This window comes from Cobetia amphilecti, assembly GCF_032923285.1.
In the GTDB taxonomy this organism is placed as follows: domain Bacteria; phylum Pseudomonadota; class Gammaproteobacteria; order Pseudomonadales; family Halomonadaceae; genus Cobetia; species Cobetia amphilecti.
In genome coordinates this window covers 2,784,213-2,809,044 of sequence record NZ_CP136695.1, presented here as the reverse complement: position 1 = coordinate 2,809,044, position 24,832 = coordinate 2,784,213, and the positions used below count along the sequence as shown (strand labels likewise).

24 protein-coding genes and 1 pseudogene are annotated in these 24,832 nt (G+C 62.1%); 9 read left to right on the top strand and 16 right to left on the bottom strand.

The genetic code is table 11. From position 1 onward, the window contains the following. Positions 1-24: 24 nt before the first annotated feature. From tnpC to R1T44_RS12000, 5 genes and pseudogenes are all read right to left on the bottom strand, one after another. Positions 25-1,350, bottom strand: a pseudogene (gene tnpC, locus R1T44_RS12020) (IS66 family transposase); the annotation flags it as partial. Positions 1,351-1,442: 92 nt separating this feature from the next. Then, positions 1,443-1,778: an IS66 family insertion sequence element accessory protein TnpB gene (gene tnpB, locus R1T44_RS12015; protein WP_284727041.1), complete on the bottom strand. Its 336-nt coding sequence runs from the start codon at positions 1,776-1,778 to the stop codon at positions 1,443-1,445. After that, entirely contained in the window at positions 1,775-2,143 is a 369-nt protein-coding gene (tnpA, locus tag R1T44_RS12010) for an IS66-like element accessory protein TnpA (RefSeq protein ID WP_317292094.1), read from the bottom strand. Before tnpA ends, tnpB begins: the two co-directional genes overlap by 4 nt. A 237-nt stretch (positions 2,144-2,380) precedes the next feature. Further along, complete coding sequence (locus R1T44_RS12005; protein WP_284727039.1) at positions 2,381-3,946, bottom strand: aldehyde dehydrogenase family protein; 1,566 nt, start codon at positions 3,944-3,946, stop codon at positions 2,381-2,383. A gap of 3 nt (positions 3,947-3,949) precedes the next feature. Beyond that, positions 3,950-4,885, bottom strand: coding sequence for an NAD(P)-dependent oxidoreductase (locus R1T44_RS12000; protein ID WP_213115188.1), 936 nt, complete (start codon positions 4,883-4,885; stop codon positions 3,950-3,952). Positions 4,886-5,012: 127 nt separating this feature from the next. Here R1T44_RS12000 and R1T44_RS11995 point away from each other — a divergent pair, with 127 nt between their 5' ends. After that, complete coding sequence (locus tag R1T44_RS11995) at positions 5,013-5,987, top strand: LysR family transcriptional regulator (protein WP_284727038.1); 975 nt, start codon at positions 5,013-5,015, stop codon at positions 5,985-5,987. On the opposite strand, the gene R1T44_RS11990 is transcribed toward R1T44_RS11995, so the two are convergent. Then, entirely contained in the window at positions 5,967-6,890 is a 924-nt protein-coding gene (locus R1T44_RS11990) for a LysR substrate-binding domain-containing protein (RefSeq protein WP_153636016.1), read from the bottom strand. The genes R1T44_RS11995 and R1T44_RS11990 overlap by 21 nt on opposite strands. Before the next feature lie 133 nt (positions 6,891-7,023). Here R1T44_RS11990 and R1T44_RS11985 point away from each other — a divergent pair, with 133 nt between their 5' ends. From R1T44_RS11985 to R1T44_RS11955, 6 genes are all read left to right on the top strand, one after another. Beyond that, a complete protein-coding gene (locus R1T44_RS11985; protein ID WP_153636015.1) occupies positions 7,024-7,500 on the top strand; it encodes a nuclear transport factor 2 family protein in 477 nt (158 codons plus the stop codon). A gap of 87 nt (positions 7,501-7,587) precedes the next feature. After that, positions 7,588-7,962 (top strand): glutathione S-transferase N-terminal domain-containing protein, encoded by a 375-nt coding sequence (locus tag R1T44_RS11980; protein WP_242007645.1) that lies wholly within the window; start codon positions 7,588-7,590, stop codon positions 7,960-7,962. After that, on the top strand, positions 7,959-8,228 hold the full coding sequence (locus R1T44_RS11975; protein WP_284727037.1) for a glutathione binding-like protein: 270 nt from the start codon (positions 7,959-7,961) through the stop codon (positions 8,226-8,228). The genes R1T44_RS11980 and R1T44_RS11975 overlap by 4 nt, the downstream gene beginning before the upstream one ends. A gap of 28 nt (positions 8,229-8,256) precedes the next feature. Next, positions 8,257-10,410, top strand: coding sequence for a 2Fe-2S iron-sulfur cluster-binding protein (locus tag R1T44_RS11970; protein WP_284727036.1), 2,154 nt, complete (start codon positions 8,257-8,259; stop codon positions 10,408-10,410). Positions 10,411-10,648: 238 nt separating this feature from the next. Then, on the top strand, positions 10,649-11,206 hold the full coding sequence (locus R1T44_RS11965; RefSeq protein ID WP_288388102.1) for a DUF2628 domain-containing protein: 558 nt from the start codon (positions 10,649-10,651) through the stop codon (positions 11,204-11,206). A 26-nt stretch (positions 11,207-11,232) separates the two neighbouring features. Further along, complete coding sequence (locus R1T44_RS11955; protein WP_345947322.1) at positions 11,233-11,871, top strand: cold shock and DUF1294 domain-containing protein; 639 nt, start codon at positions 11,233-11,235, stop codon at positions 11,869-11,871. Positions 11,872-11,965: 94 nt separating this feature from the next. Here the strand turns inward: R1T44_RS11955 and R1T44_RS11950 are convergent, their stop codons facing one another. Beyond that, the gene (locus R1T44_RS11950) at positions 11,966-12,700 is read right to left on the bottom strand and encodes a 2OG-Fe(II) oxygenase family protein (RefSeq protein WP_284727034.1); all 735 of its coding nucleotides are present in this window, start codon (positions 12,698-12,700) and stop codon (positions 11,966-11,968) included. 404 nt (positions 12,701-13,104) lie between these two features. Continuing rightward, positions 13,105-14,799, bottom strand: a complete 1,695-nt coding sequence (locus R1T44_RS11945) for an L-lactate permease (protein ID WP_284727033.1) — start codon at positions 14,797-14,799, stop codon at positions 13,105-13,107. Between the two features lie 757 nt (positions 14,800-15,556). On the opposite strand from R1T44_RS11945, the gene R1T44_RS11940 reads away from it, so the two are divergent. After that, positions 15,557-16,504, top strand: a complete 948-nt coding sequence (locus R1T44_RS11940) for a DMT family transporter (RefSeq protein WP_284727032.1) — start codon at positions 15,557-15,559, stop codon at positions 16,502-16,504. A gap of 221 nt (positions 16,505-16,725) precedes the next feature. On the opposite strand, the gene R1T44_RS11935 is transcribed toward R1T44_RS11940, so the two are convergent. The 4 genes from R1T44_RS11935 to R1T44_RS11920 form a co-directional block, all read right to left on the bottom strand. Further along, entirely contained in the window at positions 16,726-17,409 is a 684-nt protein-coding gene (locus R1T44_RS11935) for a hypothetical protein (RefSeq protein ID WP_284727031.1), read from the bottom strand. Positions 17,410-17,584: 175 nt separating this feature from the next. Continuing rightward, positions 17,585-18,025 carry a YkvA family protein gene (locus tag R1T44_RS11930; protein ID WP_284727030.1) on the bottom strand — a complete coding sequence of 147 codons (441 nt, stop codon included), beginning with the start codon at positions 18,023-18,025 and terminating at the stop codon, positions 17,585-17,587. A 245-nt stretch (positions 18,026-18,270) separates the two neighbouring features. Then, positions 18,271-18,996: a pirin family protein gene (locus tag R1T44_RS11925; protein WP_284727029.1), complete on the bottom strand. Its 726-nt coding sequence runs from the start codon at positions 18,994-18,996 to the stop codon at positions 18,271-18,273. A gap of 61 nt (positions 18,997-19,057) precedes the next feature. Further along, positions 19,058-19,510, bottom strand: a complete 453-nt coding sequence (locus R1T44_RS11920) for a DoxX family protein (RefSeq protein ID WP_284727028.1) — start codon at positions 19,508-19,510, stop codon at positions 19,058-19,060. A gap of 130 nt (positions 19,511-19,640) precedes the next feature. Between R1T44_RS11920 and R1T44_RS11915 the strand changes: the two genes are divergently transcribed. Next, entirely contained in the window at positions 19,641-20,582 is a 942-nt protein-coding gene (locus tag R1T44_RS11915) for a LysR substrate-binding domain-containing protein (protein ID WP_284727027.1), read from the top strand. Between the two features lie 15 nt (positions 20,583-20,597). Here the strand turns inward: R1T44_RS11915 and tdh are convergent, their stop codons facing one another. The 4 genes from tdh to R1T44_RS11895 all read right to left on the bottom strand — a co-directional run bounded on the left by tdh (position 20,598) and on the right by R1T44_RS11895 (position 24,724). Further along, positions 20,598-21,623 (bottom strand): L-threonine 3-dehydrogenase, encoded by a 1,026-nt coding sequence (gene tdh / locus R1T44_RS11910; protein WP_317292093.1) that lies wholly within the window; start codon positions 21,621-21,623, stop codon positions 20,598-20,600. Then, positions 21,620-22,858, bottom strand: a complete 1,239-nt coding sequence (locus R1T44_RS11905) for a glycine C-acetyltransferase (protein WP_317292092.1) — start codon at positions 22,856-22,858, stop codon at positions 21,620-21,622. The genes tdh and R1T44_RS11905 overlap by 4 nt, the downstream gene beginning before the upstream one ends. A 124-nt stretch (positions 22,859-22,982) precedes the next feature. Next, positions 22,983-24,494, bottom strand: coding sequence for a Na+/H+ antiporter NhaC family protein (locus R1T44_RS11900; protein ID WP_284727024.1), 1,512 nt, complete (start codon positions 24,492-24,494; stop codon positions 22,983-22,985). Between the two features lie 17 nt (positions 24,495-24,511). Beyond that, entirely contained in the window at positions 24,512-24,724 is a 213-nt protein-coding gene (locus R1T44_RS11895; protein ID WP_284727023.1) for a hypothetical protein, read from the bottom strand. Between the last annotated feature and the right edge of the window lie 108 nt (positions 24,725-24,832).

Sequence of the window (24,832 nt, the reverse complement as noted above, 5' to 3'; positions counted from 1 at the left end):
CAACTACGCTGGCAGATAGGGCACCCAGGGGCGAATCAGATTCTCCACCCGGTTGTTATCGATCGGCAACGCGCCGTCATCCAGGTAGCGCGTCAACGCCGCCCAGCGCTTCAGGCTGTAATCCAACGCTTTCGCCGTCGCCGAACCATTCGGGACCTTCTCGCGATGCGCCAGCATCCAGCGATGTAGCGCATCGGCGATGGGCTTTGCTTTCGTCTCCCGCAGCCGTTGACGCTCTTCCGCACTGAGTGACTGTACCTCACGCTCCACCTGGTATAGCTGACCGATCAGTTCGATAGCCTGCCCGGCGATCTGGCTCTTGCCAGCGACGTGCAGATCGACAAATTTACGGCGGGCATGGGCCATGCAACCGATCTCGGTAACACCGTTGGCGAAGCTCTGCTTGTAGCCGCTGTAGTCGTCACAGACCAGCTTGCCTCGCCACTTCCCGAGGAAGTCGCGGGCATGTTGTCCGCCACGTCCCTCGCTGAAGTCGTAGATTACGGCCTTCAACCCGGCATACGGGGTGGTGGCGTAGGCCCAGAGATAGGCGCGGTGCGTCTTCTTCTTGCCAGGGGCCAGCATCGGTACCGGCGTTTCGTCGGCATGCAGCACCGGCTCGTTGAGCAACACTTCACGCAGTGCATCGATCAGCGGCTGAAGTCGCACCCCGCAGGTGCCGACCCACTCGGCCAGGGTGGAGCGCGGAATCGCTACGCCGGCGCGGGCGAAGATCTGCTCCTGGCGATAGAGTGGCAGGTGATCAGCATATTTGGCGATCAGCACCTGGGCCAGCAAGCCGGCGGTGGGGATGCCCTTGTCAATGATCTGCGTCGGCATCGGTGCCTGGGTCAGTGTCTCGCATTGGTCGCAGACCCACTTGCCACGGATATGCCGCTCGACGTGGAACACGCCCGGCGTGTAATCCAACTTCTCACTGATTTCCTCGCCGATCCGCCTCAGCTGACAACCACACCGGCAGTGATCATTCTCCGGATCATGATGAATCTCGGTGCGCGGTAGCTCGGGAGGTAAGGGCGTGCGCTTGGGCGTCTTCCTTGCCACTGGCGTGGCAGCAGTGAGGTGGAGCTCTTCCAGCTCGGTCTCGATGGCAGCAATGTCGGCGTCCACCCCTTCCTCCAGCAGGCTGATCTGCAGGACATTGAGCTGCTCGCTGCGCTTGCCGAAGGCGTGGCGCTTGAGCAATGCCATTTCATAGGTCAGCTTTTGATTGACCTGCTCGCTGTGGCGTAGCGCTTTCTCCTTTTCCTCCACCTGCGTCATCAGCGTTGCCGCCAAGTGGCGGAGCTGATCGGGAGAGAGTTGAGTCAGGTCGGGGGGCGTCGTCATTCCGCCAGTATGCCAGCCCGCCGAAGGCAGTGGGATTGGCGCATCAGCGAATAGCGGGCCGGGAGGTTCTGTGCCGTACCTGGCCTGGCGTGTCAGACGACAGAGATGACGCCGTCGGTGCCGAGACGCTGCCAGGGTAGGCCCTGCACCAGTGCCATGGCCTGCTCAGGGCAGAGCTCGACGCAATCGCCATGCCGGTTGCCAGCCCAGTGGAACTTGCCCTGGTTCAGGCGCCTGGCGCACAGCCAGATGCCCAGACCATCGTGGACCAGCACCTTAATGCGGTTGCCACGCCGGTTGGCGAACAGATAAGCACAATGCGGGCGAGCCGCGCCGAAGACCTTCACCACTCGGGCCAACGCAGTGTCCGGACCGGCCCGCATATCCAGGGGGGCGGTAGCCAGCCAGATTTCGTCGATGCGGATCATGCGAGCAGCTCCCGAATCAGAGATCGACAGGTGTCGGCCTCCGAGGCAGGCCACTCGATGACCATCGGGCCGTTGGGGTGCGGGATGGTGAGGCGAATAGGGTTCGCCACCTGTTGCTGGGGAGTGGCCGGTGACAACTCGCGAGTCATGGGCACCGGTACAAATGCCGGTATTTCTGGCACAGCCGTTTGCTGACGGGTGGTACGGATCCAATTGTGGACCAGGTTAGCATTCAGGCTGTGCTCCAACGCCACTCCGGCAACGGAGGCACCGGGTTGCTGACACGCTTCGACGATCCTGGCCTTGAAGGCGGCAGTGAAGCGGCGACGCTTGCGAGGAACTTCCAACACGCTTGATTCCGTCATGATAAGTGTCCACTTATTGATAGGTGGACATCTAACGTGACGGAATTCAGGACTCTGCGGTAGATGGGATCACCGGTCGCTTACGTTCGAGTTGCGGAGGGGGAAGAAACCTCGGTCAGGCAGTGGGTGTGACGTTATATGGCCGAAATCACCCTTCGAGCGCTACCCCATGTCGATGGCAGCGCTCGGTGGTAGCAAATCAGGACTGTGAGGTAACGACTGCTTACTGCCCAATCTTCATTCCAAGCTGGCCCCATAGCCGAAGCTGGCGGCGGGCTCGGCTGCCGTCTCGACCCACACGCTCTTCACTTCGCTGTATTCGCGCAGCGCATCCAGCCCTGAGGATCGGCCATAGCCGCTCTCGCCGTAGCCGCCGAAGGGCGAGCTGACGTGAATGGTCTTGTAGCCATTGACCCAGAAGGTGCCGGCACGCACCTGGCGTGCCACGCGGTGGGCGCGGCCGACGTCGCGTGTCCAGACGGCGCCGGCCAGCCCGAAGCGACTGTCGTTGGCGATGCGGATGGCGTCGGCTTCCTCCTCGAACGGTATGGCCACCACGACCGGGCCGAAGATCTCTTCCTGCGCGCAGGCCATGGCGTTGTCGCCCAGCAGTACCGTCGGCGCGACATGATAGCCGCCGGTGACTGGAATGGGCTCTGCTGAGCCATCGGCGAGGCGCGCGCCGTCCTCGATGGCGCCGGCAAGCATCGACGTCACATGCTGGTATTGCTTCGCGTTGTTGATCGGGCCGATCTGGGTGTTAGGGTCCTGCGGGTCACCGAGCGTGAACTGCGTGGCAGCTTCGGCCAGCGCAGTGGTGAACTTGTCGAAGATCGAGGCCTGCACCAGCAGGCGTGAGCCGGACACGCAGCTCTGACCGGCGCCGGAGAAGATGGCCGCCTGGGCGCCGCGCAGGGCCACCTCGAGATCGGCATCCTCGAACACGATGTTGGCGGACTTGCCGCCCAGCTCCAGCACGCAGGGGATGCAGCGCTGCGCCGTGGCGGTGGCGATGTGGCGGCCGGTGGCGGGCGAGCCGACGAACACCACCTTGCGGATGTCGCCCTCGGCGATCAACGCCTGGCCGATGCTATGGCCGTAGCCGGCGATGACATTGACCAGCCCGCGCGGCACACCGGCGCGCTCGATCAACACGCCCAGCGCCAGCGAGGACAGCGCCGTCAGCTCCGAGGGCTTGAGAATCACCGCATTGCCGGCGGTGATGGCCGGGGCGATCTGCCAGCCGGCGGTGAAGATGGGCGCGTTCCACGGCGTGATCTGCAGTACGGTGCCCAGCGGCTCGTAGGTGACGTAGTTGAGGTGCGAGGTCGGGACCGGAATCACCTCACCGTGCAGCTTGTCGGCCCAGCCCGCGTAGTACTCGAACATCTCGGCGACCTTGGCCACCTCGACCCGTGCATCGCGAATCGGCTTGTTGGCGCTCAGCGCCTCGAGTTCGGCCAGGGTGTCGGCCTGTTCTCGGACCAGGCCGCCTATGCGGTAGATGGCGCGCCCGCGGGCCTGGGCGGTCAGGGCAGCCCATTGCTGCTGGGCCTCGCGGCTGGCGGCATTGGCAAGCGCTACCTGAGAGATGTCGGCATCCGGGAAGGACAGCATCAGGCTGTCATCCTGGGCGTTGCGCACCTCGATGCTCTCACCGCTACCTTTGATGAACTCGCCACCGATCAGGCTGCTGACGACAAGAGTGTCGTCATGAGATTGGCTGCTGCCCTGAAACGCCTGCATCAGTTCGGCGATACGCTGAGTCGTTGAGAATGCCGGGGTCATGTCGTGGGTCAGCATGGCTTATGCTCCGTGACCGAAGAGAGTCGGGTCAGTGCGTTGCACGATGGCGCAGAAATCCTCGCTGTCATCCAGCGTCGCGCGGCTCTCGTTCCATAGCTGGGCGACGGCGTTGGCGAGGGGCAGTTCCATCCCGAGCTGTTGCGCCAGATCACTGGCCAACCCGACATCCTTGCGCATCAGGCCCATGGTGAAGCCGGAATCGTAGGCCTTGTTGATCACCCAGTTGGGGAACATCACCTGGCTCGCGCCACTGCGCCCGGAACCCGCATTCACGCCTTCCAGCAACTTCTCGGGGGAGACGCCCGCTCTGGCGGCCATGGCAACGGCTTCCGCTGTGCTGATCAGGTGGCAGGCGGCGAGCATGTTGTTGGCGATCTTGGCGACATTGCCCGCCCCGCAGCGACCGACGTGCACTCGACTGCCGCTCATGGCCTCCAGCACCGGCATGGCGCTTGCCAGCACCTCATCCTCGGCGCCGATCACCATCGACATGCTGCCGCTCGCGGCGCCCTTGGGGCCGCCGGACACCGGGGCGTCGATAAAGTTGATACCGCGCGTCGCCAGCGCCGCCGCCACCTTGCGGCTGGTCTCGGGAGTCGAGGTGGTGGTGTCGATCACGATCAGCCCCGGCCTGGCGAGGGCCAGCAGGCTTTCGGCCTTATGGTGGTCTTCTGCTGCATCGCTGACTGGCGCGTCTTCGCCGCCTAGACACAGGCGTTCGACATGCTCGGCCTTGGGCAGCGAGAGGATCACCACATCAACCTTCTCGAGCAGCTCGTTGAGGGAATTGACCGGCGTGACGCCTGTCGCAGCGGCCCTGTCACGCGCAGCCTGAGAGAGATCGAACCCGAATACGGGGAAGTCGTGGCGAGCAAGGGTTGCGGCTATGCCGCCGCCCATGTTGCCCAATCCGATGACACCGACGGTTGTTGTCATTGTGTGATTCCTGTCGTGGTGAAGGGGGAGTAGCACCCGGTGACTCGAGTATGGACAGCGCTTCTGTGTTCCAGCAATAATCCCGAATTCACTTTAATGTTGCCTTCAAGGCAATACTGGGGGCGTGATGAGTCTGGTGCAGGATCGACGTATCAGTCATTTCCATGAGGCGGCAAGACTCGGGAGCGTGCGTGCGGCAGCGGATTTCCTGAATGTGGCGCCTTCCGCGGTCAGTCGACAGATCACCCAGCTGGAGCATGAGCTGGGCATGCCGCTGCTTGAGCGCCATCGTCGCGGGGTCAAGCCGACGGAGGCGGGGGAGCGGGTGCTGGAGTATTACCGGCAGCGTCTGGCGCAGCAGGAGGTTCTGCTCGAGTCGTTGCAGTCATTGAAGGGGCTGCAAAGCGGCTCGCTGGTGCTGGCGATCGGTGAGGGCTTCATCGAGGGGCTGGCGGGGCCATTGAGTCGTTTTTCCGCACGCTATCCGGGCATCGAACTCAAGGTGAATCTGTGTGGAACCAATGAAGTGATCCGGCAGGTGGTCGAGGACGAGGCGCATCTGGGGCTGGTGTTTCACCCGACTCGTGATCCGAAGATTCGCACGCATGTCTCGCGGCCGCAGCCGGTGTGTGCAGTGGTCAATCCGCAGCATGCCTTGGCTCAACAGTTCGGGGCTCAGGAAGGCTCAAGGCGGGCGGCAGGTGAGGCCGCTCCGCTGTCGCTGGCGGCGCTGGCCGGTCACTCCCTGGCCCTGCCGGAGGTGTCATTCGGCATCCGCCAGATCGTGGCCCAGGCCGAACATCAGGCCGGCGTGATGCTGAGTCCGACCTTGACCTGCAACGCCCTCGCCATGCTCAAGCAATTCGCGCTGCATGGCGGCGTGACGCTGCTGCCGGAATTCGTGGTCTCCGAGGAGGTCGCCGCTGGCCGCCTGTGTCGAATTCCGCTGCAGGAAGCCCAGTTCGTCACGCCGCATGTGCAGTTGATCAGCCGCCTGGGCCGTCAGTTGAGTGATGGCGCCAGTCGGCTGTCGAGCCTGTTGCAACAGGACATGACGGCCTTCAGCCCGTTGGAGGGGGGCTCAGTCGGTCAATCGCGCTGACGGTGAGGGATTCAGTACAGAATTGGCGCGCAGGCGTTCGGCGGCAAAATCCAGGAAGGTGCGTACCTTGGCCACCGCGCCGCGCCCCTCGCTGTGCAACAGGTGGATCGGTAGCGGCGGTGGCTCTAGCTCCTCCAGTACGGCCTGCAGGCGACCCGCGGCGAGATCCTCGCCGACCTGATAGGACAGCACGCGGGTGATGCCCCAACCACTGCGGGCCGCCTCGATGCAGGCGGCAATGCTGCTCATCGTTAGCCGGGGGCTCACTCGTATGGCATGTTCTCCTGCGTGGCCGAAGCGCCACTCCTTGCTGGCATTCATGTTGCTCGAGGCAACGATGCGCTGTCCGGCCAAGGCCTCCAGCGAGTCCGGCGTGCCCTCGCGGGCGAAATAGCTCGGTGAGCCACACACCACGCGCCGCACGCTGCCGACTCTCAGTGCCGAAAGCCCCGAGGACGGCAGGGAACCGATACGCACGGCGATATCGAAGCCTTCCTCTATCATGTTGACCACGCGGTCCACCATGACCACCTCGGCGCGCATCTCGGGGTAGCGTTCGAGGTATTCCATCAGCAGTGGCATCACATGGAGACGGCCGAATTCGGTGGGACAGGTGATGCGCAATACGCCAGTGGGGCGTGTCGCGGCGCCGCTGACACCATCCTCCGCTGCCTGAAGCTCCGCCAGGATGCGCCGTGCATCCGCCAGATACCGCTCACCGATCTCGGTCAGGCGCACGCGACGTGTGGTGCGCGTGAACAGACGTGCGCCCAGGCGGGCTTCCAGGGCATTGATGCCGCGTGTCACCGAGGGGGCGCTCATGCCCAGCGCCCTGCTACCTGCCGCGAAGCTTTCGGCATCCGCCACGGCCACGAAGACCTCCAGTGTCTGCAGTCGGTCCATCTGTGGCTCCCATTGGCGTCGATTATTGTCATTATCTGGAATGATCAATTGTGTCTGCTGAGGATTCTAGCAGCCAGATGAGGAGAGTAGTGTGGGGATGTGTTTGATCACCCCAACCGCTGGAGCCTCTTTCATGTCAGCCAATCTCCCCCGCCATCCCTTGCCACCGTTCACGCCAGACACTGCGGCACACAAGGTGCGTCTTGCCGAAGACGGCTGGAATGGCCGTGACCCCGAGAAGGTAGCGCTGGCGTATTCGCCGGACACCCGCTGGCGCAATCGCGCCGAATTCGTGAACGGCCGTGATGAGGTGGTGGTCTTCCTCACCCGCAAGTGGGCAAGCGAGCTCGACTACCGCCTGATCAAGGAGCTGTGGGCCAGCGCAGGGAATCGGATCGCCGTGCGTTACGCCTATGAATATCGCAATGACAGCGGCCAGTGGTTTCGCGCCTACGGCAATGAGAACTGGCAGTTTGATGAGCAGGGGCTGATGACCCATCGCCACGCCAGCATCAATGAGCACCCCATCGCGCAGAGCGAGCGCAAGTTCCATTGGCCATTGGGGCGCCGACCGGATGACCACCCCGGGTTGAGCGATTTCGGCTTCTGAGTCGTCATCGTCTTCCACGTTTCCTGCAGCGCACTGCGCTTTGCCGCTCTCGGCTCTTTCCTCTTTCCTCACATCGTCAGGTGAATCATGAACCCACGCCTTGCTGCCGCGTCAGCGCCCATCCGTCTGTTCCGCAATCCGAAGTCCGGCCACTGTCACCGCGTCGAGCTGATGCTGGCGCTGTTGGACATTCCCTATGAGACGGTGGATCTCGACATGGCCAACGGCGCGCACAAGGCGCCCGACTTCCTCAGGATCAGTCCGTTCGGGCAGGTGCCGGCCATCGAAGACAATGGCGTCTTCCTGAGTGATTCCAACGCCATCCTCGTCTATCTGGCCCAGCGCTATGACGGCGAAAGACGCTTCATGCCCGGAGACGCCTTGGCAGCGGCCCAAGTGCAACGCTGGCTCTCGGTCGCGGCCGGGGAGATTGCCGCTGGCCCTGCACGGCACGTCTGGTGACCGTCTTCGGTGCTCCCTTTGACCACGAGCAGGCCATCGCCCGCGCGCATGCCCTGTTCGCCGTCATGGAGTCCCATCTGGATCAGCGGCAATACCTGGTGGAGGAGCGCCTGACGTTGGCCGACATCGCGGGTTACAGCTACATCGCCCATGCCCCGGAGGGGGGTGTCAGCCTGAGTCCTTATCCCGCCATTCGTGGCTGGCTTGCGCGTCTCGAAGCCGAGCCGGGCTTCGTGGGCATGGCGACGAGCCCGGTACTGGCCTGAGCTCCACCGTCATTCTGAGGGTTTGTCCATGAATGAGCATCGGCAGGTGTTTCATGCAGGTGAGCGACGTGTCCAGGCTCGCGCAGGCGTGCCGGAGCATTATCTCGACCAGGTCGCCCCCTACGTGCGCGACCGCATGCCTGAGCAGCATGTCGCGTTCTTCGCGAGTCTGCCGGTGCTGTTCATGGGCGTGCCTGACAGCGACGGCTGGCCGTGGGCGGTGGTGAGCCTTGCGCCGCCCGGGCAGCTTTGCAATGCCACGCCCGGTGAGCTGCAGGTGCATGCACGACCGGCGCTGGGGAAATTGCTGGGGCTGGATTTCACTCCCGGTACCAGGATCGGCGTGCTGGGGCTGGATCTGGCCAGTCGGCGGCGCAATCGCCTGAATGGCACCCTGCTTGCCCCTGAAGCGGTGGCGGGCATGGCGCCCGATGGGCTGCGGATCGGGGTCGATCAGAGCTTCGGCAACTGTCCGCAATACATCCAGCAACGTGAGATCGACTGGGCTGCCGAGCAGGCGAAAGCGCTGGTCAGCCGCGAGGTGGCACTCAATGACGAGGCGACATGGAACGATGAAGAGGCGCGCGCCTTGCTGGCCCAGGCGGACACCTTCTTCATCGCGACCCGCGCAGGTGAGCTGGACGATGCTGCGCCCAACGGCGTGGATGTCTCGCATCGTGGCGGCAGGCCAGGCTTTCTGCACCTGAATGCCGATGGCAGCCTGTCGTTTCCCGATTTTGCCGGCAATCACTTCTTCAACACCCTGGGCAATATCGAGCTGGATCCCCGCGTCAGCCTGTTGATTCCCGACTTCATCACGGGCGAGGCGTTGGTGCTCAAGGGGCATGCCCGGGTCGACTGGAACCCCCAGCGGGCAGCGCTGGTCGCGGGCGCCGAGCGCATCGTGGATGTGGTGCCGGAGCAGGTACTGCATGTCGAGCATGCCTTGCCGGCGCAGGGGCGTCTGATCGAGCCTTCGCCCGCGCTTGAGCAGACAGGTGACTGGCTGGCCCCTGACGAGGCGCCCGTACCCTTGCGTCGTCTGCGCGTCATCGACAAGGTGCGCGAAAGCGACTCGATCACCTCCTTTTATCTGGCGCCATGGCCGCAAGCGGGGCAGGAGCGCGAGCCGGCGGAAATCGACGCCTATCACCCCGGCCAGTATCTGACCCTGCGTCTGGTCTCCACGCCACGCAAGCCCTTGTCCTGCGGCGAGATCGCGGTGATGCGTAGCTACAGCATTTCGCAGGCCTGGCGGGCGGGGCAGAGTGCCTATCGCATCTCGGTACGCCGCGACCCCAAGGGACTTGCCTCACGATTGCTACATGATGAATTCGCGGTGGGCGATGTACTGGAAGCGACACCCCCGGCGGGGGATTTCGTGTTGCAGGACTTGCCAGCACCTTACGTGCTGTTGTCATCCGGCGTCGGCATCACGCCGATGATCGCCATGCTGGAGGCCTTGATACAGCAGGCAGAAGCGGGGCATCCGCCGCTCGGTGAAGTGGTCTTCCTGCATGCCGCGCGTGATGGGCGTGAGCTGGCATTTCTCGACACGCTGGAGCGCTGGTCGCGCGCCCATGCGTGGCTGCATCTGCATATCGCATTGTCGCGCCCGAGTGCGGCGGATCTCGTGGCCGGGCGGCATCAATCTGTGGGCAGATTGGAGCTGGTGAGTCTGGTGGGCAGCCTGCCGGAGCTTGCCTCCAGCCATGTCTATCTATGTGGTTCCGAGGGCTTCATGCGCGCGCAATATGCCGTCTTGCTGGCGCTGGGGTTACCGCGTGAGCAACTGCATCACGAATTCTTCGGGCGTGGTTCGCTGGAGGACGGGGAGGCAACCGCGGTTGCGCTATCGGCAGACTTCCAGACGAGCTTGCCGGAGCGTACTCGGGTCACCTTCACGCCTCGCGTGGCACCCGGGCAGCCATCGGCCAGTGCTGCGGGAATCACACGACAGTGGACACCCCAACAGGGCAGTCTGCTTGAGCTGGCCGAGCAGTCAGGCGTGAATACCCTGTCCAGTTGCCGTGCCGGGCGCTGTGGCAGCTGCGCATTGCGACTGCTCGAGGGTGAGGTCAAGTATCCCGAGCCGCCACAGGCTGGCGTGGCTCAGGGGCAGGTGTTGATGTGCTGTGCCTACCCGGCCAATGATCAGCCGCTGGTCATCCAGACGCTTTGAGCTGCGTCGTCGGGCGCGAATGGCTTGGTGTGAACGGCTTTGTGCGAAGGGCTCGGTGCGAATGACTGGACATGAATGACTCGGCGCGGCTGACAAGCTTGAGGAGAATCAGTGAGATAGCGATAGATCAGTTCATGGTCCTGACAAGTGGCTGGCGGTATAGTACGAAGCGTGTGTCATTTATCCGAGCTTGTCGCAGCTTGTTGCCCGCTCGGCATCACAGACAAGGATTTTCACGATGGCTTCATTTCGTATTCTGACGCATCCCGAGCACGGGACGCGTGCCGTCAAGATCGGCTGGTCGTGGCCGGCATTCTTCTTCGGCCTGTTCTGGGCGCTCTACAAGCGCATGTGGCTGCTGGCGGCCAGTCTGTTCGGCTTCATCGTGCTCAGCTCGGTCTTCATTCCGGCTACGCAGGGAGGGCAGCTGATCTCCAATATCCTGTTCCTGGGCCTCAACTTGACCATCAGCCTCAAGGGCAACCTGTGGTACGCGAGCCTGCTGGAAACCCAGGGCTATCAAGAACAGGCCCAGGTCTCGGCGCGCAATCCCGATGATGCGCTCGCCGTATACGCCAATTCGCAAAAGGCCTCTGCTACCGATATCCGCGACCATGAACAAGGCGGCGCTGACTCGCAGGATCAGGACTCATGGGGCGATCAGCGTGACGAGCGGGAGCGCAAGGATGGCAGGGGTGACAGAGATGAAAGAGATGAAAAAGATGACGACAACAACGGCGATGGTGGCTCCGGTGGCAAGGGCGGCGGCAACGCCACGGGCACCTTCATCGGCTAAGGGCGTGCTAGGGAAGAGATGAGACGATGAACCTTCAAGGACGATTGACGCGCTGGAACGATGACAAGGGCTTTGGCTTCATCACCCCGGCGTCGGGTGGCAAGGATGTCTTTGCCCATATCAGCGCCTACCAAGGGCGCGGGCGACCCAAGGCCAGCGCGCAGGTGCACTATCAGTTGGGCATGGATGACAACAACCGCCCACGTGCCATCCGCTTTCGCACCCATGGGGCCGGAGCTTCCACCACCTCTACCGGGGTGTGGCTTGCATGGTTGGTGGCGTTAGCCGTGATGGCCGTACTCGGAGCGGGCTGGTGGCAGGAGCGTCTGCCATGGATGTTGCCTGCAGCGTATCTGGGCATGAGCCTGGTGGCGTACATGGCGTATCGAGTAGATAAACTGGCCGCTGCTGAGAGTGAACAGAGAGTCCGCGAGGATACCCTGCACTTCATGGAGCTGCTGTGTGGCTGGCCGGGCGCGCTGATCGCCCAGCAAAGCCTGCGCCACAAGACGCGCAAGACAAGCTACCAGTTCATGTTCTGGTGTGCGGTACTGCTCAATATCGCCGCCGTGAGCTGGCTGACTCTCTCGCCGGATGCCGCGACCCTTCGTGACCTGCTCGGCTTTCCCGTTATGGCAGGCGAGGCCATGATCAGATGGTCATGAGCGGATGATTGAGCGGCGTTATCGAGCGCATGACAACGACAAAGGGGGCCTATCAAAGGCCCCCTTTGTCGTTTTTGCTCACTAGCGATAGCCATCAGAACGGTGCGAAATCATCCTGTTCGGCGCTCGAGGAGACCCAGCGGTCCCTGGCAGGTATCGCCCGACGTTGCGCGCCCTGTGGCGGTATCTGGCCTCGCTCACCATACAACCACAGCACCAGGTTGGAGCGCTGGCCGCTGGTGATCGGCTGCGCGGCATGCGGCACATTACCGCGATGCAGCATGGCCGAGCCGGGCGTGAACGAGAAGCGCACTGCGTCGCCGCTCGCGGCGTCCAGAACGTCCAGTTCAGAGCCCTCGAAGGTCTCGTCGGGCAGGTTCATGTTGATGTTGAGGGTCACGGACGAGGCGTCGGTATGCTGTCGAATCGAGGCGTCCGTGGTGGGCTGATAGTGGATCGAGAAGCCGAAGGACTGGCTGTCGTAGCCGATGATTTCCGGGAACAGCAGCCGCGAGATCGGGCGCATGTAGGTGTCCAGCAGTTGCTGATAGAACGCCTGGAAACTCGGTGCCGCCAGATAGCCCTCTGAGCGACGGTCGAGCATGGCGCCGCGTCGATTGAGCACGATGCCGTAGGGCGGGCGCAACGGAATACCGGCGTCCCATGCTTGTTCCAGCATGTTGCGCAAATCAGCAATGTGCTCGACATCGAAGAGCTGGAACTTATAGACGTCAGTGGCGACTTCTGTCATCAGCGCCTTGACGTCCGTTTCGCGCTCGGGATTTTCCCACGCCTGCTTGACGGCAGTGCGCAGCGCCTCGTCGATCAATCCACTATCGAGGATGGCGAGGTCGTCTTGCTCGACGGCTTCCCATTCACGCCAGGCGTCACTCAGCAGCTGACGATGGCTGTCCCAGAATTGCTGGACGGAGGGGCGCGCCGCAGCATGGCTTCGCGGGAAGGAAGTTCGAGCTCGCGGGCCTGCTGCAACCGGGTCTGCTGTAGTCGGGTAGGGGGCAATACAGAATGGGTCATGGGATGTCTGCTCCAGAAACTTGCGACATGAAGGCTGCCGTTTCGGCGATGTTGGGCAATTTATTACGCCGTGCCTTGTTGATAAACAGGCCCCTGGAATAAACACATTCAATATTATGTTGATGACCTCTACACGACAGCAGGCCCGCACACAATGCGGGCCTGCTGTCGTTTGCCAGAGTGTGACGAGGCGTGTTGTCAGCTCATCAAGCCGTCGACCACCCCCAGGCCGTGGAAGGCGATCATGCCGATAATGCCAGCGAAGATCACGTAGTAGAGTGTCGGCAGGATCGTCTTGCGAAGCGTGACGCCTTCGCGACCCAGGAGGCCGACGGTGGCCGAGGCAGCCACCACGTTGTGGATGGCGATCATGTTGCCGGCAGCCGCGCCGACCGCCTGGAGGGCGACCATCATGGCGCTGGAGATGCCCAGGGCCTGGGCGACGTTGAACTGGAAATCGGCCAACATCAGGTTGGAGACGGTGTTGGAGCCGGCGATGAAGGCCCCGAGGGCGCCGACACTCGGCGCGAACAGCGGATAGATATCGCCCACGCTATCGGCGATGAACTGCGCCATCGCCACCGGCATCGACACCAGATCCGCCTCGTTGACGCCGGAGTTGATCAGGATGCGCACCATCGGAATCGTGAACAGCAGCACGAAGCCTGCGCCGAGGATGGTGCGGCTGGATTCGCTGACGGCAGCACTGACGTCTCGCATGCGCATGCGGTGCAGCACGATGGTCAGCAGTACCACGACCACCAGAATACCGCCGGGCAGGTACAAGGGCTGTAGACTGCCGGAGATGTCAGTCTCCCCGAGAATGCCGTTCCAGCCGAAGCTCCATGAGGTCAGCGCTTCCTTGATCGGCGCGATGACGCGCGACATCACCAGCAGCACCGCGAGCAGCACATACGGCAGCCACCCCATGCCGACCGAGAGCGGCTTGCGGCCCTCGACGGGCTCAAGTGTCATGTCCAGCTTGCCGATCCACTCCGCGGGCCAGCTGTCAGCATTCGGGAAGTCCCAGCTCCGGCTGGGCAGCAGGAAGCCCTTGCGCGCCGCAGGTACCACGATGGCGAGCCCCACCATGGCGCCGATCATCGATGGAAATTCCGGCCCCAGCAGCACGCCTGCCAGTACGTAAGGCACCACGAAGCAGACACCGGCGAACAGCGCGAAGGGCGCGACTTCCAGCCCTTCACGCCAGGAGCGATTGGCGCCGAAGAAGCGCACCATCACCGCGACCATGATCAACGGCATGCAGATCCCGATGATGCCGTGGGTGATGGCGACCTCAGAGGTCACCAGCTGGAAGTAGGCGTCCCAGCTCGAGCCATTCGCGGCCAGTGTCTCGCTGACACCGGCCTTGTCGAGGCCACCGGAGACCCCGACCACGATCGGAGTGCCGACCGCACCGAAGGAGACTGGCGTCGATTGCACCATCATGCCCACCACGACCGCCGCCAGGGCCGGGAAGCCAAGCGCCACCATCAAGGGGGCGGCGACGGCGGCAGGGGTGCCGAAGCCGGAGGCACCTTCGATGAAGCAGCCGAACAGCCAGGCGACGATGATGGCCTGCACGCGGCGGTCCGGGCTGATGCCGGAGAAGCCGTTGCGTATCGCGGCAATGCCACCGGAATGCTTGAGGGTATTGAGCAGCAGCAGGGCGCCGAAGATGATCCACAGGATCGCGACCGTCAGTATCAGCCCCTGCAGGGACGAGGCCAGGACACGAGTGAAGGTCATGTCCCAGGCCAGCAGGGCGATCAGTGCAGTGACCACGAAGACGATGGGCATGGCGAGGCGGGCGGCCATGCGAAAGCCGATCAACAGCACCCCGGCGAGCAGCAATGGCACAAAGGCCAATAGTGCCAATAGCGACTGATTCATGTGCAGCACTCTCCCTATGTTGCGTGGCGAACGTCGTTTTATAAGTCTTTGTTGTTGGTGGGTACGTGGTTATGTCGCACCTGACGCTAGCTCAAGGTAAGAGAGTCCATTTGTTTCTGCTACTTGAGGTCATCTGGTATTACCAGTGATGATCGTGAGGTTTATTTGCGCCAACTCATTGATAGTCAATGACTCTGTGAAGTATCGCAGCCCACTCATCACGCACAGCAGGTCAGTTTATTAGACTAAAAGGCGGCCGTTTACCGGGTGAGAGGCGTCTGCTTCCTGAGCATGACAGGAAGGGCGTCCGGCCAATGACATCTGCATGTCACGCGCTTAACGTGCCCCAATCGCCTCAATAGAAGGAGGAATGGCGAACAAAAAGCTTGTCGGGTGGGGTTGTCTTGCGCGCCATAAGGGCGGCTCACGCCTTGTTGGCTTGTGTGAATCCCTTCTTTCTGGTGGTCGTCATTGTCTCGAGATGGTGGGCGAAATGAAGGCCTGTTCAGGCAAGGATATATCCTTGAATTATTCAAGAAGTCGCGCATGATTCTGTGGCAAGACACTTGTAGTCGTCATGTCTGTCATGCATTGGCGACAGTTTTCCAAGTTTATCTTTCGTTGGCTGATTGAGGATAACAATTGGATACCATTTAAATAAAAGAAAGTACAAATAAGCCGGCTGTGTATATTTACAGGCTCCGGGCGTGTCTTGGTACGCTGTCTTTCCTCAATCAATCACGTCTATGGAGAGTGCATGGCACAATGGGGCACGTTATTGGTCATTCTGGCAGCCCTCCAGTGGGGGATTACCGGTGGGCTGGGAAGTCAGTTGATGTCGTGGGGCTGGCAGGCCGAAGTCATTTCGTTCTGGCGCGCCATGGTGGGGTTCATCTGCATGCTGGGCTGGATGTTCCTGCTGGGCTATCACAAGCGCCCGGCCGACTCCACGCGTGGTCTGTTGGGGTGGTCGTTGCTGGCGGGGCTGGGTGTCGCCGGCAATTTCATGTTCTATTTCAAGAGTGTCAATGAAAGCAGCGTCGCAGTGGCTGCCACGCTGATGTATAGCGCGCCCATCTTTGTCTATATCGCCTCTTTCCTGGCGCGGGTCGAGAAACCGACGCCGACCAAGTTGGGATCGATCGTGGTGGTGATGATTGGAATCGTATTGCTGACAGGCGTGCTGCAATCCGGCTCTGCCTCTGTCACCCCACTCGGCATCGCCTTTGGCTTGTTGGCGGGCGTGTCTTATGCCGTGTTCATCTTTGCCTTCAAGTCCGCTTCGCGGCATGGCAGTGTGCCGGGCATCCTGGCCATCGCGCTGGGCTTGAGCACCTTGATCATGGTGCCGTTCACGGATATGGGGCAGGCGATTGCGGTGCCCTTCGCCGATGAGTGGTGGGTCTTCATCCTGTTCGGGCTGGTGGGCGGTGGCCTGTCCTTCTATTGCTATATTGCCGGGCTGCGTCATAGCTTGCCGTCGGTCGCCTCCATCGTCGCCATGATAGAGCCGATCACTGCCACCCTGTATGGCCTGTTGATTCTGGGACAAGGCCTGAGTGCCATGCAGATAGGTGGCATGGCGCTGATTCTGCTCGCGATCACGGTGCTGAGCCTGGCGCAGAATCGCCCGGATGTGTTGCTGCGCATGCCGCTAGGCTTGCGCAAGGACACCTCAAGAGACGCGCAGGCGAAGCAGACGTAACAGACAAGTCAATGACGTCTCGTGAACCCTGAACTAGCGCCTTCCTTCTGCTCGTGATGAATGCCGCGAGGTGCACGATGCGCGAGTCTCGAGGGCAATAGTGAAGGGATGAAGGGGCCTGAAACACGACAACGCCTCGTCAGCATGGCTGGCGAGGCGTTGTCGTGTTGTGGCGTGTATGACGTCGAGTGTTGCCAGTGCGTGCTGGATTTGCCTCGCTGTCAGCTATCGCTGAGCACGGCGGCAAGTTCAGGGCTCGGGCGACTGGCATTGACGAAGAAATCATTCATCGTCAGCAGCAGGTACTTCTTCATCATGTTCTGGGCTGGCAGGAAGATGCGATCTCCGAAGTCGAAGTTGCCTGCCTGGTGCGGCACGGAGTCCTGAACGGCGTAATCCTTGCTGAACAGCAACTGCTCGTTCTTGTCGTAGAGACGATACTGGACATCGAAATCGGCAATGATATCGAAATCTTCATTGGCGACACCGAAGGTCAGCAGGTTCTTGGTCAGGTTCTGGGCGATCAGGTAATCAAGATAGACAGGGCCGCGATTCTCATGGGCCTGGATTTCAACCTGCAGGCGGTAGTCGCTGGTACGTGCATCATGGGTGATGCGCGAAGACGCGGGCAATTGCTCACGCAGCAATTGATTGAAGTGGGTCATCGCAGGTGAACAGATGCGCGACAGCTTGATGTGGCCCAGTGGTTGCATGGCCTGTTGGGCAGCGCCAGAAAACAGGTTGGCCTGTGGCTGGCTGTAATAGACGTCGGAATAGAACACCTTGTGCTGGTAGGCCTGCGCCTCCACCGGCGTGACCTTCGGGACATCGATCTGCGCGCGCGACACACAGCCGACCATCACCATCAGGGCAATGCTCGCGGTAGCGAGTTTCATCAATGGCATGGGCATTCGAGTGACGGGCATATGACGAATTCTCGAGCGTGGCGAAGTTGTCGCTCACCGTAACATGCGCATGTCACAAGGCTAAACACGGGCCAGACAACGCCTTTCAACCATTGTTAACTTTTGTTGAATATTGTTGCATTTGTATATGTGAAGACATGCAAGAGTCGCCAGCTCAATCGAACCAGCGCTTGAGCGTCGTCTCCGCGCGCGCGGAATGTTCCGGCTTGATATGCGCGGCGACGATGGCGACGGCACCCGCCATCAGCGTCAGGTCATCGGTGTAGCCAAGCAGTGGCGTGAAGTCGGGTAGACCATCGATGGGCGAGATGAAATAGCCCAGCGCCCCATAGATGGTGGTGCGCGCCCAGAGAGGCGTGTCGGGGTCGTGGGCGGCGAAATACATGCGGAATGCGGGATTGAGCACGCGCTTGCCAGCCTTTCTGGCGGCGCCGCTCACCTTGCGCCAGAAGCCGGCTTCCGAGTAATCCTCGGCATGGGCGTCGAGGGCCTCCTGATGTGGGCGACTGCCATCGTCCGTCTGCGCTACCTGATCCGGTGCTGGCAGCCTGAGTGTCTCAGGCGGCTCGGCGGCGATGATGGTCTTATTCGTCATGGCGCTGTCTCCGTCATCTGAAGGTGTCGGCAATGGCTGCCAGCTTCATACTCTGCGCTGCAGGCCTTACTCTACCATGTGACTTTGTGCGGGTTGCGTCGTTCCATGAATCGCTCCGTGAGTCGTTCCGTGCAGCGCTCCGTGCTGGCAGTGGCAGACAGAAAGACGCCGCTTCCTCACCCATATCGACTGGGCAAGGAGGCGGCGTCTTTTTTGGCCATCAGGAATTGGTCAGCATCAACGGCTCAGGCGGGCAGGTCGAACAGCAGGGCATGCAGCCGGTGGGCTTCGCTCAGCGCGAGCCGTGATGCTTGATCCAGCGTCACGGCGTCGCCTGCGCCAAGCGAGACACTATGCGCATCGTCCGCGCTCAAGCGCGTGGACCCTTCGATCACGTGCAGATAGTAGCGGCGCCTTGCGTTCAGCGGCAGTTCCAGTGCTGTGCGCTGCTCGTCATCTCCTTGCAGGCCGATGCGATACATCCGGGCATCCTGATTGATGGTCAGCACCCCAGGCGCGGCTTGCGCCGGTGGTGCGATCAACAGGGTAAGGCCGTCGCGGGCGGCGAAGGGCTGCTGCTGATAGCGCGGCGGCAGCCCCTTGGCCTGTGGCGTGATCCAGATCTGCAGAAAGCGCAGTGGCTCGCGGGACGAGGCGTTGTACTCGCTGTGCTCGATGCCCGTCCCCGCACTCATCAGCTGGACTTCGCCGACCCCCAGAGTGTGTCGTGAGCCCATGCTGTCGCGGTGCTCGATACTGCCTGACAGCACATAGCTGATGATTTCCATGTCGCTGTGCGAGTGCGGATCGAAGCCCGCGCCCGGCGCCACGCGGTCATCGTTGATCACGCGCAGCACGGAGACGCCCATGTGAGCCGGGTCGTAGTAGCTGGCGAAGGAGAAGCTATGGCGGCTCTCCAGCCAGGCGAACCTGGCATGGCCGCGCTCATTGCCGGGGCGTAACGTGAGCATGGCAACCTCCTGAGACTGTGCGGGCGCGCATTGAGTAATGAATAGCCAGCCTTCAGCAGGCTTATGAATCGTGCCTGGCCGGGCTCAGCAGACGGTCGAGTGACAGCTTGCCGCCGCCGGTGATCACCAGGCTCGCCGCGATGGTCAGCAGTGCCAGCGCGTATTCGTAGCCGTTATTGCTCGCGAACAGCCCATTGCCGATATGCACGGTCAGGATGGCGACCAGCATGGTGAAGGCCAGCACGGCAGCCGCCGGACGTGTCAGCAAGCCGATCAGGATCGCCAGTCCGCCGAAGAACTCGCCGCTGCCGGACAGCAGCGCCATCAGATAGCCGGGCTCGATACCGATGGAGGCCATCCACTGACCGGTGCCTTCCAGACCGTAGCCGCCGAAGGCGCCGAACAGTTTCTGTGAACCGTGGGCCATGAAGATGATGCCGGTTGGGACGCGCAGCACCAGGCTTGCGAGGCTGGAATCGGTGGTCATCAGGCGAGAGAGGGCAGACTTGACCATGTGTGGCTCCATTGATCAGGGATATGAGGTCTTTCAGAACAGTGTGTTTGATCGATAGAGCTACTATAGAATGTGGCTTATCAAAAAAATAACGGAGGATTCTGGTCTCAATGATCAGAATTTTTGAATCATGGTTTCACCCATCACACTCGACGCCCTGCGCGTGCTGGATGCCATCGAGCGGCGGGGCAGTTTCGCCGCGGCCGCCGAGACACTGCATCGCGTGCCCTCGGCGATTTCCTATTCGGTCCAGAAGCTGGAGGAAGAGCTGGGCGTGCCGCTGTTCGATCGCTCGCGCCGCAAGGCCGAGCTGACCGATGCGGGCCACCTGGTGCTGGCGCATGGGCGGCGCATTCTGCTGGCCACCGAGGAGATGACGGCGCTGGCGCGTCAGGCGGGAGCCGGCTGGGAGGTCGAGCTGCGTATCTGCGTCGATACCATTCTTGATCCGGACGCGCTCTATCCGCTGTTGGAGGAATTCCAGGCCATCCAGCCGCGCACGCGGGTGGTGTTGAGTGAGGAGGTGATGGCGGGGGCCTGGGATGCGCTGCACGACAATCGCTGTGATTTGGTGATCGGCGCGCCTGGCGAGCCACCGGTGTCTGGGCTTGCGTGCCGGCGGTTCGGCGCAATAGAACCGGTCTTCGCCGTGGCGGCAGATCATCCGCTGACCCGGCTGGCGCAGCCGATTGCCATCGAGGCGCTGCAGGAATATCCCACCGTGATCGTGGCGGACAGTTCGCGCAGCCTGCCCGGCCATTCTTCCGGCTTGCTGGATGGCCGCAGCCAGATCATCGTCAAGACCACGGCGCAGAAGATCGAGGTCCAGCGCAAGGGGCTGGGGGTCGGCTATCTGCCGCGCCATCGAATCCATCGTCAGTTGGAGGAGGGCAGTCTGGCACTGCTGCAGCTGGAGACGCAGCGCGCGCCGATCGATCTCTCGCTCGCGTGGCGCAGTGGTCGTCAGGGCAAGGCGCTCAAATGGTTCCTCGAGCGCCTTGCCGCCCCCGGCATGGGTGAGACCTTCGGGCTGTTGCCTCGCGCGCCGGCGACTGACTTGCGTGGAGACTGAGCCGAGCAGACGCCCTCAGTCCCAGTCGAGCACCACCTTGCCCGACTGACCGGAGCCCATGATCTCGAAGCCCTGCTGGAAGTCTGCGACGTCAAGGCGATGGGTGATGATGGGCGAGAGATCCAGCCCTGACTGGATCAGGCTGGCCATCTTGTACCAGGTCTCGAACATCTCACGACCGTAGATGCCCTTGATGGTGAGGCCCTTGAAGATGACCTTGGTCCAGTCGATGGCCATCTCGCCGGGCGGAATGCCCAGCATGGCGATCTTGCCGCCGTGGTTGATGACATCGAGCATCTGCTCGACGGCGGAAGGCACGCCGGACATTTCCAGCACCACATCGAAGCCCTCATGCATGTCGAGCTCCGCCATCACCTCCTTCAGGGATTCGCGGCTGACATTGACGGTACGCGTCGCGCCCATCCGCTCAGCCAGTGCCAGTCGATAGTCATTCACGTCGGTGATCACCACGTGGCGAGCTCCGATATGGCGGATGACCGCTGCCGCCATGATGCCGATGGGCCCGGCGCCGGTGATCAACACGTCCTCGCCGACCACATCGAACGCCAGCGCCGTATGCACGGCATTGCCGAAGGGGTCGAAGATGGCCGCCAGGTCATCGCTGATCTCATCCGGCAGCTTGAAGAGGTTGTAGGCGGGCAGGGCGAGGTATTCGGCGAAGGCGCCGGGGCGGTTGACGCCCACGCCCTCGGTATTGCGACACAGATGGCGACGCCCGGCGCGGCAGTTGCGGCAATGGCCGCAGGTGATGTGCCCTTCGCCCGAGACACGGTCGCCGATCTCGTAGCCACGCACCTCGCTGCCCAGTGCGACGATTTCCCCCGCATACTCATGACCGGTGACCATCGGCACCGGCACAGTCGCCTGCGACCACTCATCCCATTGATAGATGTGCATGTCCGTGCCGCAGATCGCGGTCTTGCGGATCTTGATCAGCACATCGTTATGGCCGATTTCCGGCACGGCCGTCTCGGTCATCCAGATGCCGGGTTCGGCCTTGAGTTTGGCCAGCGCCTTCATGCATCACCTCCCGTTGTGGACTCGATCACGCCCATCTCGCCCCCGATACGCGTGAAGGCGGCAATGGCCGTCTCGATCTGCTCCGGGGTATGTGCCGCCGAGATCTGGGTGCGAATGCGCGCCTGTCCCTTGGGCACCACCGGGTAGGAAAAGCCGATCACGTAGATGCCGGCCTCCAGCAGGCGATTGGCGAAGTCGCCCGCCAGGCGTGCATCGCCGATCATCACCGGAATGATGGCGTGACCGGCACCCGCGAGGGTGAAGCCGGCCTCCTGCATGTCACGACGAAAGCGTTCGACGTTCTCCCACAGTTGATGGCGCGCCTCGGCGCTGTCCTCGACCTTGTCCAGTGCCTTGAGCGTTGCCGCCACGATGGGCGGCGCCAGCGAGTTGGAGAACAGATAAGGGCGCGAGCGCTGGCGCAGCCACTCGACGATGGGCCCGCGCGCTGCCGTCACTCCGCCCGAGGCGCCGCCCAAGGCCTTGCCGAAGGTGGTGGTGATGATGTCGATCTGATCCATCACGTCATGGTATTCGTGGCTGCCACGCCCGTTGGCCCCCACGAAGCCGGTGGCGTGGGAGTCATCCACCATCACCAGCGCATCGTAGCGTCTGGCGAGCTCGCAGATGCCCTTGAGGTTGGCGATCACGCCATCCATCGAGAAGACACCGTCGGTGGCGATCAGCTTGAAGCGTGCATCGGCGGCGTCCGCTTGCTGGAGACGGGCCTCGAGTTCGCGCATGTCATTGTTGGCATAGCGATAGCGGCTGGCCTTGCACAGGCGCACGCCATCAATGATGGAGGCATGATTGAGCGCATCGGAAATGATGGCGTCTTCAGGGCCGAAGAGTGTCTCGAACAGGCCGCCATTGGCGTCGAAACACGAGGAGTAGAGGATGGCATCGTCCATGCCGAGAAAGGCTGCGAGGCGTTTTTCCAGTACGCGATGCTGATGATGAGTGCCGCAAATGAAGCGCACCGAGGCCATGCCGAAGCCGTCACGCTCCAGCGCCTGTTGCGCGGCCGCGATCAGCTCGGGGCTATCGGCCAGGCCCAGATAGTTGTTGGCGCAGAAGTTGATCACCTCCGACCCTTGCCCCTCGTGTTCATCACCGCCCGCGACCCGCAGGCTGGCACGCTGGGGCGAGGTGATCTCGCGCTCTTGCTTGTAGAGACCTTCTTCATGCAGCTCATTGATCTGGCGGCTGAGGTGGTCGTGGAAACTGGCTGGCATGCGTCGCTCCTGTCTGTCGTGGTCCTGTTCGCTTCCGATGGACGCTGAACGCCTGCGGGAAACGTGATGGCACAGGCTTTCAGCGTAGTCGGGGTCTGTCAGCGGTGTGGTGCGGATCGTGCGCTCAGCTGGCCGGACGCTCCTTGAGTTCGTTGCCATCCTGATCTTCAAAGGTCAGCCCCCAGCTAGTGACGGCGGCCAGCAGCATGATGGCCACGAGGAACCAGCCCTGGAAGACAAACGGGAAGACGGCGGTCGGTGAGACGGAGGGCAGCCAATCATAGGTGCCCTGCATGGACTGGATCGTCGACCAGCCAAGCAGTACCGGTGCACCCCAAGGGAAGATGTAGCCCAGCGCAGAGGTCACGGCGTCCAGCATGTTGGCGCGGCGATAGCGATGGATGCGGTAGCGGGTGCCCAGCGCACGCACGAAGGGTGCGGCCGCGATCTCGGCGGCGGTATTGATGGTGATGGCGCTGTTGAGCAGCGCCACGATGCCCCAGATGGCCACTTCGGCGCGGCGCATCGATTGCTTGATCCAGCGCATCAGCAGGCGCGTGACATGCTCCATGGTGCCGCCGAGGGTCATCAGGTGGGCGGCACCGACGATCAGCAGGATCAGGATGCCCATGTTGACGTAACCTTCGACGCCGCGAACCAATGCACCAGTCATGACGCCATCGGCCTCGGCATCGAAGGCGATGATCTGTGGCAGGCTGCCGGTGCCGGCGATCAGCATGACAGGAATGGCGAGCAGTATGCCCCAGGTCAGAGAGGTCAGCAGATGCTGTCCACGCAGTGCCAGTATCAGCACCAGTGCAAAGGGCGCCAGCATGATCAGGCCCGCTGGATCGGCGGCCTCCTGCATCGATTGAACCGCCGCGGGGTCGGTGATGCCGCCTTGCTCGCTGCCGCCGAAGATCACGAACAGCGCCAGCGCCGGCAAGGCTGCCGCAATCGAGTACTTGAAGCGGCTTTTCACCACGCCGGGGACATCCGCGCCCTGGGTCGTGGCGGAGACGATGGTGGTGTCCGACACCGGGGCCAGGTTATCGCCGAAGATGGCACCGGACAGAATTGCGGCAAACAGCAGGGTGGGGTCACCGCCCACCGCGATGCCGGCCGGATACATCAGCGTGCAGAAGGCGACGGTGGTGCCGTAACCAGTACCGACAGCGGTCGAGAACACGGCTGCGAGCAGGAAGGTGAGCCCGACGAACCAGCCGCCGGTCATGTCCGAGATGCCGCCCAGCCAGACAAGCCCTTCGACCAGTCCCCCGACCTGCAGAACCTGAGCGAACATCCCGGCATAGAACCAGGCGACGATGGCGACCACCCCGATGGGCTGCGTCAGCCCATCGAACAGGCCGTTGGCATAGTCCTCCCAGCGGCTGGTGCAGAAGAACAGGCCGAGGGTCAGCCCGAACAGTGCCCCCATGACCAGGCCGATTTCAGAGGACAGCCCCATCACGCTGGTCGTGATTGCCCAGACGACAAAGAAGATCAACGGGATGGCGGCGCCCCAGGCACCGAAGCGGAATGTCAGCGAAGGGGAGTCAGGCGCTGCGTGTGAGGCGTCATTGGGCGGGTGAGCAGTGTTCTGCTGCCCAGGATTCTGCTGGGAAGTCGGGGACATGTCATTACCTGTCTATGTCATTGTGATTGTTGGGTGACGACTTGAGGCAGGCGCTGGGCAAGACGATCTTCCGCATGGCAAGGCACTTGCTTCACCTTGGATCGGATGGCACTCGGCACATACCTGAGCGCAATGGCGATGTTCGCAATGGCCCTGTCAGCAATACCAATGCTAGCAAGGCTTGTGGATGTTTGATGTCTTGCCAGCATGAAGCGCTGAAAATCCAGCATTCTGCCAGTCATTTCAGCCTATCAGTGTGTGCTGATGGACTGTCAATACGGCGAAGGCGCAAGACGTGTCGTTCCTGGTAGGTAGCGAAGAAAGTGTTCATCAGACGT

Excerpts from the sequence above, each read along its gene's own strand:
- tnpB (WP_284727041.1), bottom strand. The coding sequence starts at position 1,778 with ATGATCCGCATCGACGAAATCTGGCTGGCTACCGCCCCCCTGGATATG.
- tnpA (WP_317292094.1), bottom strand. The coding sequence starts at position 2,143 with ATGACGGAATCAAGCGTGTTGGAAGTTCCTCGCAAGCGTCGCCGCTTC.
- R1T44_RS12005 (WP_284727039.1), bottom strand. The coding sequence starts at position 3,946 with ATGCTGACCCACGACATGACCCCGGCATTCTCAACGACTCAGCGTATC.
- R1T44_RS12000 (WP_213115188.1), bottom strand. The coding sequence starts at position 4,885 with ATGACAACAACCGTCGGTGTCATCGGATTGGGCAACATGGGCGGCGGC.
- R1T44_RS11995 (WP_284727038.1), top strand. The coding sequence starts at position 5,013 with ATGAGTCTGGTGCAGGATCGACGTATCAGTCATTTCCATGAGGCGGCA.
- R1T44_RS11990 (WP_153636016.1), bottom strand. The coding sequence starts at position 6,890 with ATGGACCGACTGCAGACACTGGAGGTCTTCGTGGCCGTGGCGGATGCC.
- R1T44_RS11985 (WP_153636015.1), top strand. The coding sequence starts at position 7,024 with ATGTCAGCCAATCTCCCCCGCCATCCCTTGCCACCGTTCACGCCAGAC.
- R1T44_RS11980 (WP_242007645.1), top strand. The coding sequence starts at position 7,588 with ATGAACCCACGCCTTGCTGCCGCGTCAGCGCCCATCCGTCTGTTCCGC.
- R1T44_RS11970 (WP_284727036.1), top strand. The coding sequence starts at position 8,257 with ATGAATGAGCATCGGCAGGTGTTTCATGCAGGTGAGCGACGTGTCCAG.
- R1T44_RS11965 (WP_288388102.1), top strand. The coding sequence starts at position 10,649 with ATGGCTTCATTTCGTATTCTGACGCATCCCGAGCACGGGACGCGTGCC.
- R1T44_RS11955 (WP_345947322.1), top strand. The coding sequence starts at position 11,233 with ATGAACCTTCAAGGACGATTGACGCGCTGGAACGATGACAAGGGCTTT.
- R1T44_RS11945 (WP_284727033.1), bottom strand. The coding sequence starts at position 14,799 with ATGAATCAGTCGCTATTGGCACTATTGGCCTTTGTGCCATTGCTGCTC.
- R1T44_RS11940 (WP_284727032.1), top strand. The coding sequence starts at position 15,557 with ATGGCACAATGGGGCACGTTATTGGTCATTCTGGCAGCCCTCCAGTGG.
- R1T44_RS11935 (WP_284727031.1), bottom strand. The coding sequence starts at position 17,409 with ATGCCATTGATGAAACTCGCTACCGCGAGCATTGCCCTGATGGTGATG.
- R1T44_RS11930 (WP_284727030.1), bottom strand. The coding sequence starts at position 18,025 with ATGACGAATAAGACCATCATCGCCGCCGAGCCGCCTGAGACACTCAGG.
- R1T44_RS11925 (WP_284727029.1), bottom strand. The coding sequence starts at position 18,996 with ATGCTCACGTTACGCCCCGGCAATGAGCGCGGCCATGCCAGGTTCGCC.
- R1T44_RS11920 (WP_284727028.1), bottom strand. The coding sequence starts at position 19,510 with ATGGTCAAGTCTGCCCTCTCTCGCCTGATGACCACCGATTCCAGCCTC.
- R1T44_RS11915 (WP_284727027.1), top strand. The coding sequence starts at position 19,641 with ATGGTTTCACCCATCACACTCGACGCCCTGCGCGTGCTGGATGCCATC.
- tdh (WP_317292093.1), bottom strand. The coding sequence starts at position 21,623 with ATGAAGGCGCTGGCCAAACTCAAGGCCGAACCCGGCATCTGGATGACC.
- R1T44_RS11905 (WP_317292092.1), bottom strand. The coding sequence starts at position 22,858 with ATGCCAGCCAGTTTCCACGACCACCTCAGCCGCCAGATCAATGAGCTG.
- R1T44_RS11900 (WP_284727024.1), bottom strand. The coding sequence starts at position 24,494 with ATGTCCCCGACTTCCCAGCAGAATCCTGGGCAGCAGAACACTGCTCAC.
- R1T44_RS11895 (WP_284727023.1), bottom strand. The coding sequence starts at position 24,724 with ATGCTGGATTTTCAGCGCTTCATGCTGGCAAGACATCAAACATCCACA.